Origin of the sequence: Corynebacterium tuberculostearicum (genome assembly GCF_046097255.1) — a bacterium.
GTDB classification, from domain to species: Bacteria; Actinomycetota; Actinomycetes; order Mycobacteriales; family Mycobacteriaceae; genus Corynebacterium; species Corynebacterium tuberculostearicum_J.
On record NZ_CP175770.1, the window covers coordinates 772,037 to 791,501 of the forward strand.

Consider the following 19,465-nt stretch of genomic DNA (forward strand, 5'->3'; position numbering starts at 1 on the left):
GCCCTGCTTCATTATTTTGGGAGGCATGAAGGTAGCAGCAGTGCAGTTAACGTCCACCGGTAATATCACCGAAAACCAGGAACTGGCCCTTGCCAAGATCCGTGAGGCGGCCGGAAACGGAGCGCGGCTAATCGTGCTGCCGGAGGCCACGGCGCAGAATTTCCGCTCCGGGCGCCTTGATGAGCAGGCGCAGACGCTCGAAGGCCCGTTCGCCACGGCGATCCAAGCGCTCGCAGAGGAGCTCGAGGTCACCGTCGTCGCCGGCATGTTCTGCCCGGCCGATACCGTGGAGCGCGAGGGCAAGACCATTAATCGCGTGACCAATACGGCGCTCATTGCAGGCCCTGGCGTGCTGGGTGGCTACGACAAGATCCACACCTATGATGCCTTTGACTACCGCGAATCGGATACGGTCTTGGCCGGCGAATCGCTGGTGGCCTTCGACGTGGATGACCTTATTGTGGGTGTGGCCACCTGCTATGACATTCGTTTCCCGGAGCAGTTTAAGGAGCTGGCCAGCCAGGGCGCGCAGCTCATTGTGGTGCCCACGAGCTGGGCGGACGGCCCCGGAAAGCTGGAGCAGTGGCGCCTGCTCACGGCCGCGCGTGCCTTGGACTCCACCAGCTATATCCTCGCGGCCGGCCAATCGCGCCCAGGCGGTGACGCTGAGGCGGGCAATCCTTCCGGACCAACGGGCATTGGCCATTCCACCATCGTTGACCCGAATGGCGTGCGCATGGCCGAGGCCGGCTACGAGGATGACATCCTCTATGCCGACATCGATCCGAATGAGGTAGCGAAAACCCGCCGCGCCCTGCCGGTTGTGGCCACTGTGGACTAGGCCAGAGCCGCGTAGTCTTCCGGCTGCCAGCGCCCGTCGCGGCCCCAGCTAAGGACGTCGATCTGCTGCTTGCCGACGCCCCTTTGAACCAACCTTTCCGCACCTTCCACAACCTCGTCGGCCGGTCCGACGAGTAAGAAGCGCGGGGGAGTGCCTGTGGATAACTCCACCTCGTTGACTACTACATCGGTCGGTTCCCCGGAGACTACATAGTCGGCGTCGGGTGCCAATTCGCGGGCATTGAGCAGCCACGGGTCTTGTTCTTCCCGCACGATGCGGCGCACCGGCACGCCGAGCGCTGCCAGGTTCTGCTGGAAGTAGGTGTCATAGTGGGCGCCGGGGCTGCCCGCCACGGCAAAGAGGCGTGGTACTCGGCCGCGGTCTTCATCGTCCAGCGTGGCGAGCGCCGCGCAGCGGGCCGTGGCCCAGCCGGTGCCATAGGCAATGATGACCAGTTCTCTTGCGCCCGCGTTCTGCAGGCTAATGCCGCCGGCGGGCTGGCCCAGGGTCCACCAGTCTCCTGGCTGCGCGTGCGCGAGGGATCGGGAAGCCTCGCCCGCGGTGGAGACATGAAAGACCACCTGGCCGGTTCCGTCGCTCGGCTGCGCAGGGGTGAGCATCCGCCATTGTCCCGGCAAGTACTGCGTGGTCACCGGAAAGTGCTGCCCCGGTTGATAGGGCACAGCCAGGCCAGCCTCCACGCGGATGATGGACGTCTCGCGGGTGGGGTGATCCACCGCCACCACCTGCGCCGAGTGCGCCGGTGCCTCGCCGGCGGCGTCGGACTCCCGTGCGGCGTCGGCCATCGTGGCGCATACTTGGTGGATGACGTCGCAGGCAAAGTTGTATTGATACTGCGTCAGCGCCAAAACCCGCAGGCCCGCTACGAGGGCATCGTCGAAGCGGGAATAGATTTCGGCCGGAAACCCATGCCGGCGGTGATCGCGGGCGAGCTGGGTGAGTTTTGCGGAGACGTCGGCAAGCAAGGGCTCCCCAGGCTCCGTATGTTCAATCACCCACGCCAGCGCAGGCACCATCGAGGTATGGGTATCGCGCATCGACAGGGCAAAAATCTGCCGGGATTCAGGCACCGCGTTAAAGAAATGCTCGTGCACCGCATCGCGGTACTCGTCTGCGTAATTTCGAAAATGCTCGCCCAATTCCCACATGTCACATCATCCTAATAGTCAGCGCCCAACCGGGGGTCGAGCTACCTACTGAAAGCTGTAGTGGGGGTGAAAACGGGAGCCTATGTTGTGGCTCACTTGGTGGAAGGTATTGTATTTCCTATCCGCTTGCCCTCTAACGGGGGCAAGCCGCCATAATTGCACAGCTAGAAAGGGTCCCCATGGAAGATTTTTCCGCTTATACGCTCATGCTGGATGTGGGCTGGATTTCTTTGCTCATGGTCATCGGCAACGTCCTGCGCCACCAGGTGAAGTTCATCTTCCAGGACCTGCTGCTACCTGCCCCGATCACCGCCGGCCTTATCGGCCTACTGGTAGGTCCAAACGTGCTGGGCTGGATCAACTTCTCCGATAATTTGGGTGACTACACCTCCATCCTCATCGCGGTGGTCTTTGCGTCTATGGCCTACTCCATGGAAGTGGGCGGCAACATGGGCAAGGGCGCGCGCAATATGTGGGGCTATTCCACCATGATGTTCACCGGCCAGTGGGGCCTATTTATCGTGCTGGGTCTTTTTCTCTTTGCGCCGCTATTTGATACCCCAAATTGGTTCGGCATGATGCTGCCCGTTGGCTTTACCGGCGGCTTCGGTACCGCCGCGGCCGTGGGTGGTGCGCTCGAGGGCGTGGGCGCCGATGCCGCCTCCTCGCTGGGCTTTACCTCGGCGACCGTCGGCACGCTGGCCGCAATCATTGGCGGCGTTATCGCCGGCAACTGGGGCATCCGCAAGGGCAAGGTTTCCCACGTGCCCAAGGAACTGCCGGAAGAGCTGCGCCGCGGCTACATCAAAAACATTGATGATCGTCCGTCGCTCGGCCGCGCTACCACCAATCCCTCGTCCATCGAGCCGCTCGCACTGCACTTCGGCTTCATCATCCTGACCGTAATGACTGCCTACGGCATCAACCAGGGTTTGAGCAGCATCTGGGAGAATGTCTCCGTGCCGCTCTTTGCCATGTCCATGGTGGTGGGCCTAATCTTCCGCGCGCTTATGAACTTCGTTGGCGCCGAGGACTACCTGGATAAGGACTCCATTTCCTCCATCTCCGGAGCAGCCACGGACTACCTCATTGCCTTCGGCGTGGCCGCCATCGTTCCGGCCGCTATTGCCTCTTATTGGCAGGCACTTCTCCTGCTCTTCGTCCTGGGCACCATCTTCTGTGTGTTCTTCTTGCTGTGGTTCCCAGCCGAGTTCTTTGGTGAGCGCTGGATTGAGCGCGGCATCTTTGGCTGGGGCTGGGCCACCGCCACCGTGGCAACCGGCATCGCCATCCTCAAGATTGTGGATCCTGAAGCTCAAGTCCGGCACGCTGTCCGAATACGGCATGGCCTACATCGGTTTCGGTCCCTTCGAAATCTCGTGGACCATCATCGCGCCCATGGCCGTCATGTACGGATTCACCGGCCTCTTTGGTGCCATTTCCCTGGCCATTTCCATCGGCGTCTACATTGCCTTCAAATCCATGCGCCTTATGCCGCCGCGCGGCACTATCTTCCAAGAGGGCATCGGCCATGTAGGGCAGAAGCAGGCATAGCCGCGCTTGCCGACGCCCCCCTCTCCGTCAACCTTAAAAAACTATGAGATTGGCCGCACTAAAGTTAAGAAAATAATTCGCCGGTGGGGCGTGATGGAAATGTAAGCGGCCGTGACCTTTGCCTATCGGCCGCACTACCACCGTTAACATCGGTGAAAAATGGTTTTCTCGAAAAGAACATTCGATTGTGACTATCCCTGTACCTTAAATTTTGTTAGAATCGGCGGGTGTCAATCTTTGTCTTGATGAGGAACTAGATGTACCAGTTGGATGGGGCTTCCAGGCGGGTGATCATCCTGGAAGCCGCTGTTTATGTAGCGGGCTGCGCAGGCGAGCAGGCCGTTACTGTGGAATCTGTGGCGGACCAGGCTGGTCTCTCGCCACAGGCGGTGGCTGAGGAATTCGCCACCGGTGCTGACATGCTCGCGGAAATCCCCGCCTTCTTGGATCGTCGCATGTCTGAATACATGGTGGAAGCGGCGCGCCACCTGCCGGAGGATAATTCCGGCGGCGATGTTCTCATGCAGCTGGCAGAGGCTTATTTTGCCTACGCACAAGACGAGCCCGCCATCTATCACTACCTTTTTGAGCAATACGATGCCCTCGATGAGGAGCACGTTTGCCAATTCGCCAAGGGGGAAAAGTCGGGGACTCCGGGTGCGGACATGGCGCTGGACGTCGTCAAGCGCTTTGCCGAAGAGCAAGGTGCCGTCGTGGCCCACGACGGAGACATCTCTCCCCTGCAAATCGGCCGCATTACCTTGGCGTGTTGGTCGGTCATCCATGGCATGGGCCACTTGAGCGTGGTAGGTATCCTGCGCCTGCAACATGCCGTTATTCGCGCGGCCAACCTCAAGCAGGTCGATCGGCTCGTAGTCGATGCCCTGCAATATTGGTTTAAGAATAAGCAGATCCCACAGCGTCGCCCCATCATGAACGATGCCCGTGCCATCGTAGAAGGGGTCATGGGCAGCGAGCGCGAAAAGCCTTTCGTAGCTCCGGAAAACCTCGAGCAGATGGATCCGGAGGAGGCCAAGCGGGTCGTCATCGAGGCTTCCTTGCGCGTCGCCGGCCGCCGCGGTGTTGACCGCCGCTTCTTTGATCACGTGGCCGACAGGCTCGGAACTTCCAAGGATTTCCTGGCCACCATCGTGGACAATGACTTCGCGTTGCGCGAGGCGGCCGAAACCCTTACGACCATGGAGATGGCTCAGGTCTTCGAGGATTGTCTCGCCGCGCTTCCGGAGGACACCCCCACTGTAGACCAACTGCAGATTGTTGCGGCTGCCTATTTTAATTACGCGATGATGTACCCAGAGCGTTTCAGCTCCATTATCGCGCTGGCCAGCGGTTCCATCGTTCCGCACAATGGTGATGGCAGCTCGCACGAGGGCATGACTAAAAACTTCGCCATCATGATGGACCTGTTGCGCAAGTTCGTCATCGAAATGGGCATTACCCCCACCGACCAGCTGGTCTATATCAGCACGCTGGCCGTGTGGGCCGGTGCCAACGGCATTGCACACCTGTGCAGCATTGGCGATTTCAAGAGCTTCAATGAAGATCTCAAGTGGGCGCTTTTTGTCCAGGTAGTGACCGTGTCCTTCTTCGCCATTGCCCATAGCTTGCAGATCCTGGGTCACGAAAACGAAGAGTACAAGCAGGTTTAAGAACCCTGCGCAAAGTTGAGCGGCCTACGCTCAAAAATGTTTAGGTTGAGTGGAATAGGCTCAACTCTGGGTGCGTTGTGCTAAGTGAAGCCCTACAGTGGGTGAATAAATCTTAGAAGGAGCAACGCACACATGAACTCATTTAACCCCACCACTAAAACTCAAGAGGCCTTGCAGGACGCCCTGCAAACCGCCTCCTCTAATGGCAACCCGGATATCCGCCCGGCCCATCTGCTGGCGGCCATTCTTAGCCAAGAAGGTGGCATTGCCGCCCCAGTTCTTAAGGCCACCGGCGTAGACCCGGATACCGTGCTCAAGGAAGCCCGCGAGCTCGTTGATTCTTATCCCAAGGCCGAGGGTGCCAATATGGCCAACCCGCAATTTAACCGCGATGGCCTTAACGTCCTGACCAAGTCGCAGGAGCTGGCCGGAGAGCTGGGCGATGAATTCGTCTCCACCGAGGTCCTCCTCGCCGCGATTGCCGGCTCTAAGACCGACGCCGCCGAGCTACTTACCGGCCGTGGTGCTACTTATGACGCCATCAAGGGTGCCTTCCCCTCCGTGCGCGGCGCTGCCAAGGTGACCTCCGAGAACCCAGAGGACCAGTTCCAGGCCCTAGAAAAGTACGCCACGGACCTCACCGCGCGCGCCCGCGAGGGCAAGATCGACCCGGTCATCGGCCGTGATCAAGAAATCCGCCGCGTGGTCCAGGTGCTTAGCCGCCGCACGAAGAATAACCCAGTGCTCATTGGCGAACCCGGCGTGGGCAAAACCGCCATCGTGGAGGGCCTGGCCCGCCGCATCGTGGCTGGCGACGTCCCCGAGTCCCTCAAGGGAAAGACCCTCATCAGCCTGGATTTGGGCTCCATGGTCGCCGGCGCGAAGTACCGCGGCGAATTCGAGGAACGCCTCAAGGCCGTGCTCGATGAGATTAAGTCCTCCGAGGGCGAGATCATCACCTTCATCGATGAGCTGCACACCATCGTCGGCGCCGGCGCAACTGGCGACGGCTCCATGGACGCCGGCAACATGATTAAGCCCATGCTGGCCCGCGGCGAGCTGCGCTTGGTTGGCGCTACCACCTTGGACGAGTACCGCAAGTACATCGAAAAGGACGCCGCCCTCGAGCGCCGCTTCCAGCAGGTCTACGCTGCCGAGCCTTCCGTGGAAGACACCATCGGCATCCTGCGTGGTCTGAAGGAGCGCTACGAGGTGCACCACGGCGTGCGCATCATGGACTCCGCGCTGGTCTCGGCCGCCGAGCTATCCAACCGCTACATCACCAACCGCTTCCTGCCGGATAAGGCCATCGACCTCGTCGATGAAGCAGGCTCCCGCCTGCGCATGGAGATCGACTCCTCGCCGCAGGAGATCGACGAACTCGAGCGCATCGTTCGCCGCATGGAGATCGAAGAGCTGGCGTTGAAGAAGGAATCTGACGCGGCCTCCCAGGATCGCCTGGCCACCCTGCAAGGCGAGCTCGCGGACCAGCGCGAGAAGCTTGGCGAGCTCAAGGCCCGCTGGGCCAACGAGAAGAAGGCCATCGACGATGTCCAAAACATCAAGGAAGAACTCGATGACCTGCGCCGCCAAGCCGAAATTGCCGAGCGTGACGGCGACCTCGCACTGGCCTCTGAGATCAACTACGGCAAGATTCCACCGCTGGAAAAGGATCTCGCGGCCGCGGAGGTCAAGGCCGCCGAGCAGCGCAATACGATGCTCGATGAGGAGGTAAGCCCGGACACCATCGCGGAGGTCGTTTCCGCCTGGACCGGCATCCCGGCCGGCAAGATGTTGCAGGGCGAGACCGAGAAGCTGCTCAACATGGAATCCGTGCTGGGCAACCGCGTGGTCGGCCAGAAGGAAGCCGTCACCGCGGTTTCGGACGCCGTTCGCCGCTCCCGCGCGGGCGTGGCCGACCCCAACCGCCCGACCGGTTCCTTCCTCTTCCTCGGCCCCACCGGTGTGGGCAAGACCGAGCTCGCGAAGGCCTTGGCGGACTTCCTCTTCGACGATGAATCCGCCATGGTGCGCATCGATATGTCCGAGTACGGCGAGAAGCACTCCGTTTCCCGCCTCGTCGGTGCCCCTCCGGGATACGTCGGCCACGAGGCCGGCGGCCAGCTCACCGAGGCCGTGCGCCGCCGCCCTTACACGCTCGTGCTTTTCGACGAGGTAGAAAAGGCCCACCCCGACGTCTTCGACGTCCTCCTGCAGGTCCTGGATGAAGGCCGGCTTACCGACGGCCAAGGACGCACCGTCGACTTCCGCAATACCGTCATCATCCTGACCTCCAACCTGGGCGCCGGCGGCACCCGCGAGGAGACCATGGACGCGGTGAAGAAGGCCTTCAAGCCCGAATTCATCAACCGCCTCGATGATGTGGTTATGTTCGAGCCCCTTTCGGAGGATCTCCTGCGCGGAATCGTCGACATCCAACTGCGCGGCCTGTCCGAGCGCCTCGACGCCCGCCGCCTGACCCTGCAGGTTTCGGATTCCGCCAAGTCCTGGCTGGCCGAGCGCGGCTACGACCCGGCCTACGGCGCCCGCCCGTTGCGCCGCACCATCCAGCAGGCCATTGGTGACAAGCTCGCCAAGAAGCTGCTGGCCGGCGATATTGTCGACGGCGACACCGTCCATGTGGACGTCGCCGATGGCGGCGCCGAGCTAGACATCGCCGCCCGCTAGTTGGCCGCGCAGCGCCCGCCGCGCCAAATCCTGCTCATGCCCCTAGACTCGGGGGCATGAGCATTTTGGTCTCCCCGCAAGAACTCCGCGAATCTATTTATCACGGCGAGCGTTTCACCCTCTTGGCCACCCACTGGCAGCCCCAGCTGCGCCAGAGCTACAACGAATTCACCTCCCTGCACATCCCGACGGCACTGTTTAGCGATACCGCCAATTCCTTCGCCGGCCTGCCCGGCTCCCAAGTAGGCCGCAACCCGCTGCCGGATCCGGATAAGCTGCAGGAGCACTTCCGCCAGTGGGGAATCCGCGAGGACCGTCCCGTCGTGGTCTACGACGAGGGCCGTGGCCTTTTCGCTGGCCGCGCGTGGTGGACCTTGCGCTGGGCTGGTTTGGACAACGTCCGCATCCTCGACGGCGGCCTGGCCACTTGGCGCCACCTGGGCTATACCACGCTGACCGGCCCTGGCAACTTCGCAGTCGGTGCCACCGCCGAGGTCAACCCCGGCCAGATGCCCGTGGCCACCATCGATGACGTGCGCAATCATGATGGCCTGCTCATCGATACCCGCACCCGCAACCGCTTCGCCGGCCGCCGTGAGCACCTCGACCTCAAGGCCGGCCACATCCCCGGCGCCGTCAACGTGCCGGAGCGCCTGTTCCACAACGATGGCCTGCGCACTTGGAAGTCCGCGGGCGAGATCCGCGAAGTGCTTTTCGACGCCGGCCTCACCCCCGACAACGTCCAAGGCGCCATCATCTACTCCGGTTCCGGCAACCACTCCGCCCTCGCCCTTGCCGCCATGGAAGACGCCGGCTTCACCGGCCTGCGCCACTATGTCGGCGGCTGGTCCCAGTGGTCCGCCAACCCCCAAAACCCGGTGGAGCGCGGCGACCGCTTCACCGTCAACGGCTAACCGCCCCAGCCCGCCCCCTCGCCTTCGCCCTCAGCCTTCCGCGTCCGCGCGCCGAGCGCTGGGGGCTTGCTCATTCCTACTACTATCGTGGGGTGATGGCTTTTCTAATCCTTGCTTTTGCGGTTCTTCTCGGCATTGCCGGCGGTGCCCTGCTGCTTTACGACGGCAAACAGCGCACCTCCACCCCTACACCCTCCGCCGACGCAGACCCCAGCTCCGCGACTCCCACCCCCGCGGATCCCACTCCCGCGGACACCGAGCGCGCGGACGCCGCCCCCGCAGATCCCACTCCGACGGACTCCGCATCCACCGATGCCGCGCCCGAAAGCGGCGCCTCGGCCGAGCCTGCCGATTCGGCCACCCCAGCCACCGAAGCAGCTGCGCCAGCTCCCGCGCCGGAACCCACACCCGAGCCCGCGACCGAGACCCCGACCCAGCAAGAATCTGAGCCAACCGACGAACCCGAGCCGGCCCCCGAGCACGAACCGACCCGCGAACCGGAGCACCGGCCGAGCCACGAGTCCGCGAGCGAGCACCCCGCGCCTTCCAAGCCACACGCACGCCACCGGCCAATCCTGCCAGGAACCATGCGCCGCGAGCGCCGCAATTGGGCGGAAGCCAAAGGTTTTGAATTCATGAAAGCCGACCCTTACCTCGTAGACGAATGGACTAGGGGAGTGGCCTCCACGGGCGCGGCGCCCAAAGACATTGTCGCCGGCAACGTGTATGGCCACGAGATGCTGTTGATGGATATCGATGGCGTCAACGTCATGGCCATGCGCACCGGAGCGGCTTCCGACATGGTGGTGGACTTCCGCCGCTTCGACCGCGACGACGCTAAGGCTTCCGAGGACCTGCTGTTGGCGATGACCATCGAGGGTTTCGATGTGTATTCCTCGGATAGCGCCGTGACCGAGCGCATGGTGGATGAGCGCGTCCACGTCGCCCTGCAGCAAATGCCCGAAACCGTTACCGCACTGTGGATGGAAACGGAGTGGGTCTTGGCGCAGACCACGAAGCAGGCGCGCTCCGCGGAATGGGACGCGATGCTGCCGCCTCTCGCCCTGCTTGCCGACGCCGCCCGCGTCCTCCCACCGCGTTCCTCGGCCACCCACGTGGTGCGCCTTGAGGAATTGGACCCAGCGCGCGAGATTCCCGCCCAGCCCATCGTCGAGGCCGTCGGCGGCACGCCGGCCGCAGGCGCGCCCGAATTCGAGCGTCCCGTCATCCAGCGCCCGGAAGAGCCGTTGCAGATGCCGTCTCGGGCCTACTCTGAAACCCGCGGGCCAGTCGAGCACAGCGCCCTCGGCGGCGACGAAGTAGACGCCATTGCCGACGGCCGCGAGCGCCCCACACCCGATTCCCACACCGCCCGCCTGCCGCGCCAGCAGTTCCGCGCCGCCTCCATCTTCGACAGCCCCTCCGCCGACTCCACCACCGACGGCCCCCGCGCGGCCGACCCCAACCCAGTCGACCCCAACCCGGCCAGCGAGTCCGCGGCCGAGGAATCGGACCCGCGCCGGGGAGAGTAGCCTAGAGTCCGATACCGGCGGCCGGCCGCCGCCCACGAACCACGACAAGGAGCAGATGACTGTGGATTCTCACACCACCAACGCCCAGAACGCGCATGCCCAAAACCTGGACGCCGAGAAGAAGGCCCGCCTCGCAGAACTAGTCAAGGAACTGGCCGTCGTCCACGGCAAGGTGACCCTATCCTCGGGCAAGGAAGCTGACTACTACGTGGATCTCCGCCGCGCTACCTTGCACCACGAGGCTTCCCGCCTCATCGGCGCCCTGCTGCGCGAGCTGACCGCAGATTGGGATTTCGCGGCCGTCGGTGGCCTGACCCTCGGCGCCGACCCGGTTGCTACCTCCATCATGCATGCCGAGGGCCGCGATATCGACGCCTTCGTCGTGCGCAAAGAAGCCAAGAAGCACGGCATGCAGCGCCGCATCGAGGGCGCCGACGTAGAAGGCAAGAAGGTCCTCGTCGTAGAGGACACCACGACCACCGGCAACTCCCCGCTGACCGCCGTGGCCGCGCTACGCGAGGCCGGCGCCGAGGTCGTGGGCGTGGCGACCGTTGTAGACCGCGAGACCGGTGCCGGCGACGTCATCGCTGCAGAAGGCCTCGAGTACCGCTCCCTGCTGGGCCTGGGCGACCTTGACCTCGCCTAACGCAGATAGCGCGGCCGACCAGACTAAGCCGGACGAGGCCAAGGGGCCGACCGAGTGGAACGAGGGCCGCCATGGCGTAGGCCCCTGGGAAGGTCCGTTGCCGCAAGGGCCGGAGGCCGCGAAATACGACCCAGAGCTGCTTGCCGAAGGCGACCGCCGCAACGTCGTCGACGCCTACCGCTACTGGAGCAGGGAAGCGATCACAGAGGACATCGATAAGCGCCGGCATAGCCTGCACATCGCCATCGAGAACTTCGAAAACGACGCCAATATCGGCACCGTCGTGCGCACCGCCAACGCCTTCGCTGTCGATACCGTGCACATCGTCGGCCGGCGGCGGTGGAATCGCCGCGGGGCAATGGTCACGGATAGGTACCAGCACTTGATGCACCACGAGAGCGTCGAGAAGCTTATTGCGTGGGCGGCCGAGGAGGGCCTTACCGTCGTTGCCATCGACAACACCCCCGGTTGCGTGCCCCTGGAAACGGCCGAGCTACCGGAGCGCAGCCTGCTGCTATTCGGCCAGGAAGGCCCCGGCGTGACGCAAGCGGCCCAGGATGCCGCGGTGATGACCTGCTCCATCGCCCAATTTGGCTCCACCCGCTCCATCAACGCGGGCGTTGCGGCCGGCATCGCCATGCACGCCTGGATCCGCCAGCACGCCGATCTGGCAAATTCCTGGTAGGAAGATCGTTACACTAGCTATATCTACCCGTGCGACTGGAGTGATTGAGGAATCGTGGAAGAAAAGTGGGCCCACCGCGCCGAACTCGCAGAGGCCGCCATCAACGAGCGCCACGCGCACTCCGTATGGGGCCTGCCGCGCACCAATCTTGCCGTGGTCAGCTGGCCGCCCACCACGAAGGAAAAGCTCTTTGTCCACTGGCACTACTGGTGGCAGGCCCACTACCTGGACTGCCTCGTTGATGCGGCGCTGCGCAATAACACCAAGGTGCGCCGCCACCGCATCTATGACACCTTGCGCGGCATTCGCATTCGCAACCTCGCGCAGCTGACCAAGAATAAGTACTACGACGACAAGGCCTGGCTCGCGCTGGCCTTCGGTCGCGTCGAAGACCTGAAGAAGGCAAAGACGCCGAAGCGGCTGGCGGCCCTGCAGCGCAATATCCACGAAGGCCTCGATGAAACGCTTGGCGTGCTGCCGTGGCGCTTGGGCGAGAATTTCATGAACGTGCCCTCCAACGGCCCGGGCGCCATCATGCTCGCGCGGATGGGGCGCATTGAGGAAGCGCGCCGCATCGTTGACTGGATCTATGACCACCTGCTTGACGACGACGGCTACATCATGGACGGCGTCCGCATGCGCATGGACGGTCCTGAGGTGGTAAAAAACATCCATCCCTACTGCCAGGGCGTGGTGCTAGGCGCGTGCCTGGAAATCGTGCTGGCGCTGCGGGAAAAGGCCGGCGTGGGCGATTTGGAACAGATCGACAGCGTGTACGAGGCCGAGATGGCTTCCGAGATGATGGATTACATCATCCGCATCCGGGGCTTGGTGCAGACCGTGGCTTCGGGCATGGCTACGCCTTCGGGCGTGGTGGACTGGGAGACCGGCGATGGTGACGGTGGCCTGTTTAAAGGCATTTTGATGCGCTATCTTGCCGACGTCGCCGTGCGCCTGCCCGGCGATTCTCCTGCCAACCGTGCGACGAAGAAGCTGGCCGCGCGCATGGTGGTGGCCTCGGCCGAGTCGGTGTGGGAACACCGCCTCGAGGTCGACGGCCTGCCGATTTTCGGATCCGACTGGTTGTCCGATGCGCGCCTGCCGCATAACTACGGCTTCGGCCGGCGCACCATGAGTGAGAAGGTCGGCATCATTCGCGTAGATGAGCGCGATTTGTCCGTGCAGCTTTCCGGCTGGATGCTGATGGAGGCCTGCGCCCGCGTGGCGCGATATTTGGCTAAATAGCCCACGCTTGTCGGGGTGGATTGGTCCCGGAAATGACTGGGTTGAAAATGTCACACGGTTTTTGCGGCAGAATTTCCGTGAAACGGGCATACTTGGCTGTTGGAACGTGTTTGACCACAAACCCACTTTTTAAGGATGGAAACTCATGCCAATTGCAACCCCTGAGGTCTATAACGAGATGCTGGATACCGCGAAGAAGAACGGCTTCGCGTTCCCAGCAATCAACTGCACCTCATCTGAGACCATTAACGCAGCTCTGAAGGGCTTTGCTGAGGCCGAGTCCGACGGCATCATCCAGTTCTCCACCGGCGGTGCCGCTTTCGGTTCCGGCCTGGCACTGAAGGATAAGGTCAAGGGTGCTCAGGCACTGGCCGCATTCGCTCATGAGGCCGCCAAGCACTACGGCGTGAATATCGCGCTGCACACCGACCACTGCCAGAAGGAAGTACTCGATGAGTTCGTCCGCCCGCTGCTGGCCATCTCCCAGGAGCGCGTCGACCGCGGCGAGAACCCACTGTTCCAGTCCCACATGTGGGACGGCTCCGCTATCCCTATCGACGAGAACCTGGTCATCGCCCAGGAGCTGCTGGAAAAGGCTAAGAACGCGCACGTCATCCTCGAGGCCGAAATTGGCGTCGTCGGCGGCGAAGAGGACGGCGTCCAGGCCAAGGCGGGCGCTAACCTCTACACCTCCCCTGAGGACTTTGAAAAGACCATCGATGCCCTAGGCACCGGCGAGAAGGGCCGCTACATGCTGGCTGCTACTTTCGGCAACGTGCACGGCGTTTACAAGCCAGGCAACGTGAAGCTGCGCCCAGAGGTCCTGCTCGAGGGCCAGAAGGTGGCACAGAAGAAGCTCGGCCTGGGTGAGGACGAGTACGCCTTCGACTTCGTCTTCCACGGTGGCTCCGGCTCCGAGAAGGAAAAGATCGAAGAGGCTCTGCGCTACGGCGTCATCAAGATGAACGTAGACACCGATACCCAGTACGCCTTCACCAACCCGATCGCTCGCCACATGATGGAGAACTACGACGGCGTCTTCAAGATCGACGGCGAGGTTGGCAACAAGAAGGCCTACGACCCACGCTCCTACCTGAAGAAGGCAGAGCAGAGCATGTCCGAGCGCGTCATCGAGTCTTGCCAGGACCTGCACTCCGTGGGCAAGTCCATCTCCAAGTAATTTGGCCACCATGTTCTAAGTTGAGGCAGTCTCGCATATAGGCATGCCGAATGAGCCGCTTCCCCGCGTGGGAGGCGGCTTTTTCGTACTTTCGGCCGGGGCGGCTCCGGACCGGGTCTGGGCGGCGACTCGGTGAGCGGCCGGCGCAGTTAGGGGTTGCCTGTGGAGCTGGCGCTGGAGCTGGGGCTGGGGTTGGGGTTGTGGTTAGGGGCCGGGTTTGGCGGCCTAGCGGGGCTGGGGACGAAGCGTGGGGTGTTGCTCCACGGTGGTATCCAGGCGATGCGGCCATCGATGCGCACCATGCGGCCGCGTTCCGTGGGCCGCGAGGGGTCATCTTGGTTGACGGCGTTGTGGTGCGCGCACAAGGTGACCAGATTTTCTTGGTTGGTGGGCCCGCCGGCGGACCAGGCGGTGAGGTGGTGGACTTGGGCGTCGTCGGCAGGCGTATTGCAGCCCGGCCACGCGCACACGGGATGCTCGGCCGCGGCGAGCATGCGCTGTTTCCACGTGGCCATGCGCTCGGTGCGGTACAGGTTCACCGGACCGTGCTCCGGGTGGACCAGGCTGACGTAGCCGCGCTGGGCTAAGGCGCGAGCGACGAGCTGCGCGCCGGTCATGCGGGCGCCGTTGGTGAGCTGGAGGGTGATATCGGAGGCGTCGGCAGGCGCGGCGACGATGCGGTCGAGCTGGTCCAGCGTGAGGATGACGTTGGTGTGCACGGCCGGCAGCGCGCCGGGGTTGCCTTCGAGGAGAACCTTCTTGGCGGCGGCGAGGGGATCATCTTTGTTGACGGAGGAGAGCACGCCCTTGATATCGGCGATATCGGTGGGATTGGCGGTAATCGAGATGGTGTGGGGGCCGTCGGGGCGGCGGGTATAGCGCACGCCGGGCTCGGGGCGACGGGGAGGATTGAGCTGCTTGAGGAGCTTCTTGGCCACGGAGGGGATGAGGCGGGCCTCGGTGCGACAGAGTTCTAGGCGCAGGTCCCAGGCACGGTTGGTATCGCGCACGCGGCGGGTATAGGACTCAATGCTATCGAGTGTGGCGAGGTCGTGAGCGCGGGTGCGGGCGGCGTCGCGGGCGAGGCGCTGCTTGCGGGTATTGGACGTGCGGCCGAAGTAGACGTGTTGCAGGCGGGCGAGCTGGGCAGCCAGAAGGGGGCTGGCTCCGGCCTCGAGGAGTGAGTCTTCGGAGCAGCCCTGAAATTCGGCGACGAGGTCGACGCCGCGGCGGCATAGCAAGAGAAATTCGGTGTTCACACGGCCGAAGCTAAAGGGGGTTCGAGGGCCGAACAAGCGGTGCGCGGCCGGGGAGGGAGAAATTGTGGATAGGTGGGGGAAAAGGGGGCGTCGGCAAGAGCTATCCACAAGCCAGCCGACGGCCGAGATGCGCGGGGCCGGCGGCGATGGTAAGGGCGGTCTTCTATGCTGGAAGGCATGTCGGAAGCGAAGGAAAGAGTCTCAACGCGGCAAAAGCTGCGGGTGATTGACCGCTCGGTGCTCTCGCGGGTCAACCGCATCCGCTCGCGGTTTGTCTACATCATCCAGGCGACCATCGGCGCGGCGCTTGCGTACTGGGTGGCCGGCGATGTGGTGGGGCACCCGCAGCCGTTCTTTGCGCCGATTTCTGCGGTCATCATTCTGGGGATGTCCGGTGGGGACAGGATGAAAAAGGCGCTGGAGATGTCGATTGGCGGCATCATTGGCGTGGCTGTGGGCGACCTGCTCTTCCAGATAGTGGGCCAAGGGCCGTTCCAGATCTTCTTCATTGTGGGCGCGGGCCTGGTGGTGGGCTCGTTTTTGACCAAGTCGCCGCTGGTGACCAACCAGATTGTCTTTGGCGCGATTTTGATTGCGACGATTTTCCCACCCACGGAGGGCCCAGGTGGCCTGCACCGTGCGATTGACGCGATGATTGGCTCGGGCATTGGCCTGATAACCATCGCGCTGATTCCCAATTCCCCGTTGGTGGAGGCGCGGCGCGAGGTATCGAAGGTGTTAAAGATTGCCTCGAGCATTCTTGCCGACGTCACCTATGGCATCCGCCAGCAAGACCCCGCAGTCATCCGCGACGCGCGCGAGGCGGTGCGCGGCACGCAAGACAGCGTCAATACCCTCCTGAGCGCGGCGCAATCGGGCAGGGAGGCCTCGGAGGTCTCGCCCCTGTTGTGGGCATCGCGGCGCAGCATTCGATCGCTGGAGCGCATCCTTATGCCGGTAGATAACGCGGTGCGCGGTGTGCGCGTGCTCTCTCGCCAGGCGCTGGGCCTGACGGAGGACCGCGACAAGGTTTCGGACGAGCAGGTGGAGTTGCTCGATGAGCTTTCTGAAATCATGCTCGCTGTAAGTGAGCTTTACGGACGGGGCAAAAAGCACGGCCATGACGAAGCGATTGAGATTCCGGACCTTGTGCAGCGCCTGCGCATCGTGGGCGGGCGCGCCGGGTTGGACATCATCGACAGGGAAGGCACGCTGTCGGCCTATATGATTCTGGGCCAGACGCGCTCCCTCGTGGTGGACATGCTGATGGTGTGTGGGTTGTCGCGCGAGTCGGCCGTGGCGCACCTCGTGCCGACGTCGCAGCACCCGGCCTACCCGCCGGAGGTGTGGGGGCGCGACGACTAACGTCGTCGCGCGGAGGCAAGGACGTCGCGCGCGTTGAGTGACGTCGCGCGGGGTTAAGGGCGGACGATCTGGAGGTCGCGCAGGTGGCGGTAGAACGTCACGCGGGTCACCGGGCGCTTGTGGGGGACGGAATCGACGATGACGCGCAGCTGCGGGCCGCCGGCCTGGACGGCGCGGCCGGTGCTGACGGATTCGGGGTCGAGCTGGCCGGGCTTGCGCAGGAGCGAGCGCAGGCGGCCCGGGGATTCGATGGGGGAGGTGGCGCGGGCGGCGAGGATGCCGGGGGCATCGGTCATCGGGACGAGGCGTGCACCGAAGGTTTTGGGGGATGAGGCGGCCAGGGTGTGGTCGTCGATGATGACTTCACCGGTGAAAGCGCCGTTTGTGGCGTCCGAGATGGTGGCGGAGCCCGCGACGGCGAGGCCGGAATCATTGCGGATGAGCGGCGCGGGGTGGACCGGGGCGGTCCGGGCGAAGTCGAGGGCCTCGGCCGAGTCGGTTGGAAGTCCCCAGTTCTGCGCGGCCGCGGACGGGGTGGAGGCTGCGGTTGAGGGGACGGGGATGAAAGCGACCTCGGCCCAGAGACGGTCGGAGCGCATGAGGCGGGTGAGCACGGCCGAGAGGGCGGCGTCAGAGCCGGCGACGACGATTCGGGCGGGCTCTACTAGGTGTGGGGCCTGTGGGGCTGGTTCGGGGGCGCCGAGGTGGCGGACGTCGGGCTGGGCGGCGATGTCGTCCAGTGAGGGGGTGGGGTCGGTGAGAAGGAGGGGGGATAGGAAGGCGTCGATAAGCGCGAGCTCTTTGCGGGTAGGAACGGCCGAGAGATCGTGGGCGTCGGCAGGCATGGCCACGCCCGGGGCGCCGCAGCGGAGGAACAAAAAACGCATGCGGACAATGCTACGCGGGCTTTTTGCGCCGGGAAAGTGTAAAGTTGGAGAGTATTTTGGCTTCAATAATGAGGAAGTGACTAAACAATGGCAGCGATCGTCATTGTCGGCGCCCAGTGGGGCGACGAAGGCAAGGGCAAAGCGACCGACATCCTCGGCGGCAAGGTTGACTACGTGGTCAAGCCGAACGGCGGTAATAACGCCGGCCACACCGTCGTGGTAGGCGGCGAAAAATACGAGCTGAAGCTCCTGCCGGCCGGCATTTTGTCCGAGAACGCCACCCCGGTGCTGGGCAATGGCGTAGTGATCAACCTTGAGGCGCTCTTTGATGAGATTGACGGCCTTGAGGCCCGCGGTGCGAACGCCTCGCGCCTGAAGATTTCCGCCAATGCGCACCTGGTGGCGCCGTACCACCAGACCCTGGACCGCGTGCAGGAGCGCTTCCTGGGCAAGCGCGCTATCGGCACCACCGGCCGCGGCATTGGCCCGACCTACGCCGATAAGGTCGCGCGCATTGGCATCCGCGTGCAGGACATCTTTGATGAGTCCATCCTGCGCCAGAAGGTGGAATCCGCGCTGGACATCAAGAACCAGATGCTGGTGAAGATGTACAACCGCAAGGCCATCGAGGCGGACCAGATTGTGGAGTACTTCCTGAGCTACCGCGACCGCCTGCGCCCGATGGTTATCGACGCCGAGCTGGAGCTCAACCAAGCCCTCGAAGCCGGCAAGCACGTACTCATGGAGGGCGGTCAGGCCACCATGCTCGACGTGGACCACGGCACCTACCCGTTCGTGACTTCGTCTAACCCGACCGCCGGTGGTGCTTCCGTGGGATCCGGCATTGGCCCAACGCGCATCAAGACCTCGCTGGGCATTATCAAGGCCTACACCACCCGCGTGGGTGCCGGCCCGTTCCCCACCGAGCTCTTTGATAAGTGGGGCGAGTACCTGCAGACCACCGGTGGCGAGATTGGTGTGAACACCGGCCGCAAGCGTCGCTGTGGTTGGTATGACTCCGTTGTCGCGCGCTATGCCACCCGCGTTAACGGCTTTACCGATTACTTCTTGACCAAGCTGGACGTTCTTACCGGCATCGGCGAGATCCCGATCTGCGTGGCTTATGACGTCGACGGCAAGCGCTACGACGAGCTGCCGCTTACCCAGTCCGAATTCCACCATGCCGAGCCCATCTTCGAGACCATGCCGGCCTGGGATGAGGACATCACCGGTTGCTCCACCTTTGAGGAGCTGCCGCAGAAGGCCCAGGATTACGTCCTTCGCTTGGAAGAGCTGTCTGGCTGCCGTATCTCCTATATCGGCGTTGGCCCCGGCCGCGACCAGACCATCATTCGCCATGATGTGATGGAGGATCAGTAAAGCCAGAGCTTTCTTTTCGGTCTTAGAGCCCCGCTACGTAGCTATTGTGCTGCGGTGTGGGGCTTTTAGCTTTATGCCGTCACTTTTCTGCCAATTCCCTGTGACGCGAAGGAAAGATGACGGTTTTCTTATGGGAGACCATTGGCTCCGAAGATGTGTCTACATAAGCCCGTGCTGAGAATTGTGTAGGAATGGAATAAATATAAAAAGTTGCATTGACCTGCATTTTTAATTGCGAGCATCCTTTTGGTCTGACACTCCCCGAGGGTGAAATAATTCACATTCTCCGAAATGATGACGGCGTAAACATGCTTTATGCAGCTTGTCGACGTCAAAATCTCACCCATGTTAGCAGGGCACATTTTTATGCAACGTTCAGCGAACAGTACGGTTACCATAATTTCTTCAAACCGCTACTATCACAGGTGGGCTAATCAGTAGAGTCTTTCT

14 protein-coding genes and 1 pseudogene are annotated in these 19,465 nt (G+C 62.9%); 12 read left to right on the forward strand and 3 right to left on the reverse strand.

Annotation, left to right across the window (positions count from 1 at the left end; translation table 11 throughout):
* Positions 1-25 precede the first annotated feature (25 nt).
* Positions 26-841: a carbon-nitrogen hydrolase family protein gene (locus ACKFRY_RS03790; RefSeq protein WP_408923234.1), complete on the forward strand. Its 816-nt coding sequence runs from the start codon at positions 26-28 to the stop codon at positions 839-841.
* Here ACKFRY_RS03790 and ACKFRY_RS03795 read toward each other — a convergent pair.
* On the reverse strand, positions 838-2,010 hold the full coding sequence (locus ACKFRY_RS03795) for a 2-polyprenylphenol hydroxylase (RefSeq protein ID WP_408923235.1): 1,173 nt from the start codon (positions 2,008-2,010) through the stop codon (positions 838-840). The genes ACKFRY_RS03790 and ACKFRY_RS03795 overlap by 4 nt on opposite strands.
* Before the next feature lie 179 nt (positions 2,011-2,189).
* Here ACKFRY_RS03795 and ACKFRY_RS03800 point away from each other — a divergent pair.
* From ACKFRY_RS03800 to fbaA, 9 genes and pseudogenes are all read left to right on the forward strand, one after another.
* Positions 2,190-3,564 (forward strand): annotated as a pseudogene (locus tag ACKFRY_RS03800) (sodium/glutamate symporter).
* A 257-nt stretch (positions 3,565-3,821) separates the two neighbouring features.
* On the forward strand, positions 3,822-5,234 hold the full coding sequence (locus ACKFRY_RS03805) for a TetR/AcrR family transcriptional regulator (RefSeq protein ID WP_408923236.1): 1,413 nt from the start codon (positions 3,822-3,824) through the stop codon (positions 5,232-5,234).
* A 132-nt stretch (positions 5,235-5,366) separates the two neighbouring features.
* Complete coding sequence (clpB, locus tag ACKFRY_RS03810) at positions 5,367-7,922, forward strand: ATP-dependent chaperone ClpB (RefSeq protein ID WP_005329335.1); 2,556 nt, start codon at positions 5,367-5,369, stop codon at positions 7,920-7,922.
* Positions 7,923-7,978: 56 nt separating this feature from the next.
* Entirely contained in the window at positions 7,979-8,836 is an 858-nt protein-coding gene (locus ACKFRY_RS03815; RefSeq protein ID WP_408923237.1) for a sulfurtransferase, read from the forward strand.
* Positions 8,837-8,931: 95 nt separating this feature from the next.
* The gene (locus ACKFRY_RS03820; protein WP_408923238.1) at positions 8,932-10,368 is read left to right on the forward strand and encodes a hypothetical protein; all 1,437 of its coding nucleotides are present in this window, start codon (positions 8,932-8,934) and stop codon (positions 10,366-10,368) included.
* Positions 10,369-10,423: 55 nt separating this feature from the next.
* Entirely contained in the window at positions 10,424-11,014 is a 591-nt protein-coding gene (gene pyrE, locus ACKFRY_RS03825) for an orotate phosphoribosyltransferase (protein WP_005325539.1), read from the forward strand.
* Entirely contained in the window at positions 11,001-11,699 is a 699-nt protein-coding gene (locus ACKFRY_RS03830; protein ID WP_408923239.1) for a TrmH family RNA methyltransferase, read from the forward strand. The genes pyrE and ACKFRY_RS03830 overlap by 14 nt, the downstream gene beginning before the upstream one ends.
* A gap of 54 nt (positions 11,700-11,753) precedes the next feature.
* Entirely contained in the window at positions 11,754-12,944 is a 1,191-nt protein-coding gene (locus ACKFRY_RS03835; RefSeq protein ID WP_150851510.1) for a glycoside hydrolase family 76 protein, read from the forward strand.
* Positions 12,945-13,089: 145 nt separating this feature from the next.
* Positions 13,090-14,124 (forward strand): class II fructose-bisphosphate aldolase, encoded by a 1,035-nt coding sequence (fbaA, locus tag ACKFRY_RS03840; RefSeq protein WP_408921826.1) that lies wholly within the window; start codon positions 13,090-13,092, stop codon positions 14,122-14,124.
* A gap of 149 nt (positions 14,125-14,273) precedes the next feature.
* Here the strand turns inward: fbaA and ACKFRY_RS03845 are convergent, their stop codons facing one another.
* Complete coding sequence (locus ACKFRY_RS03845) at positions 14,274-15,383, reverse strand: HNH endonuclease signature motif containing protein (RefSeq protein WP_408923240.1); 1,110 nt, start codon at positions 15,381-15,383, stop codon at positions 14,274-14,276.
* Between the two features lie 165 nt (positions 15,384-15,548).
* Here ACKFRY_RS03845 and ACKFRY_RS03850 point away from each other — a divergent pair, with 165 nt between their 5' ends.
* Positions 15,549-16,748, forward strand: a complete 1,200-nt coding sequence (locus ACKFRY_RS03850) for an FUSC family protein (protein ID WP_408923241.1) — start codon at positions 15,549-15,551, stop codon at positions 16,746-16,748.
* A 53-nt stretch (positions 16,749-16,801) separates the two neighbouring features.
* Here the strand turns inward: ACKFRY_RS03850 and ACKFRY_RS03855 are convergent, their stop codons facing one another.
* Positions 16,802-17,635 carry a hypothetical protein gene (locus ACKFRY_RS03855; RefSeq protein WP_408923242.1) on the reverse strand — a complete coding sequence of 278 codons (834 nt, stop codon included), beginning with the start codon at positions 17,633-17,635 and terminating at the stop codon, positions 16,802-16,804.
* An 87-nt stretch (positions 17,636-17,722) separates the two neighbouring features.
* Here ACKFRY_RS03855 and ACKFRY_RS03860 point away from each other — a divergent pair, with 87 nt between their 5' ends.
* Positions 17,723-19,015 carry an adenylosuccinate synthase gene (locus ACKFRY_RS03860; RefSeq protein WP_408923243.1) on the forward strand — a complete coding sequence of 431 codons (1,293 nt, stop codon included), beginning with the start codon at positions 17,723-17,725 and terminating at the stop codon, positions 19,013-19,015.
* Positions 19,016-19,465: the final 450 nt, after the last annotated feature.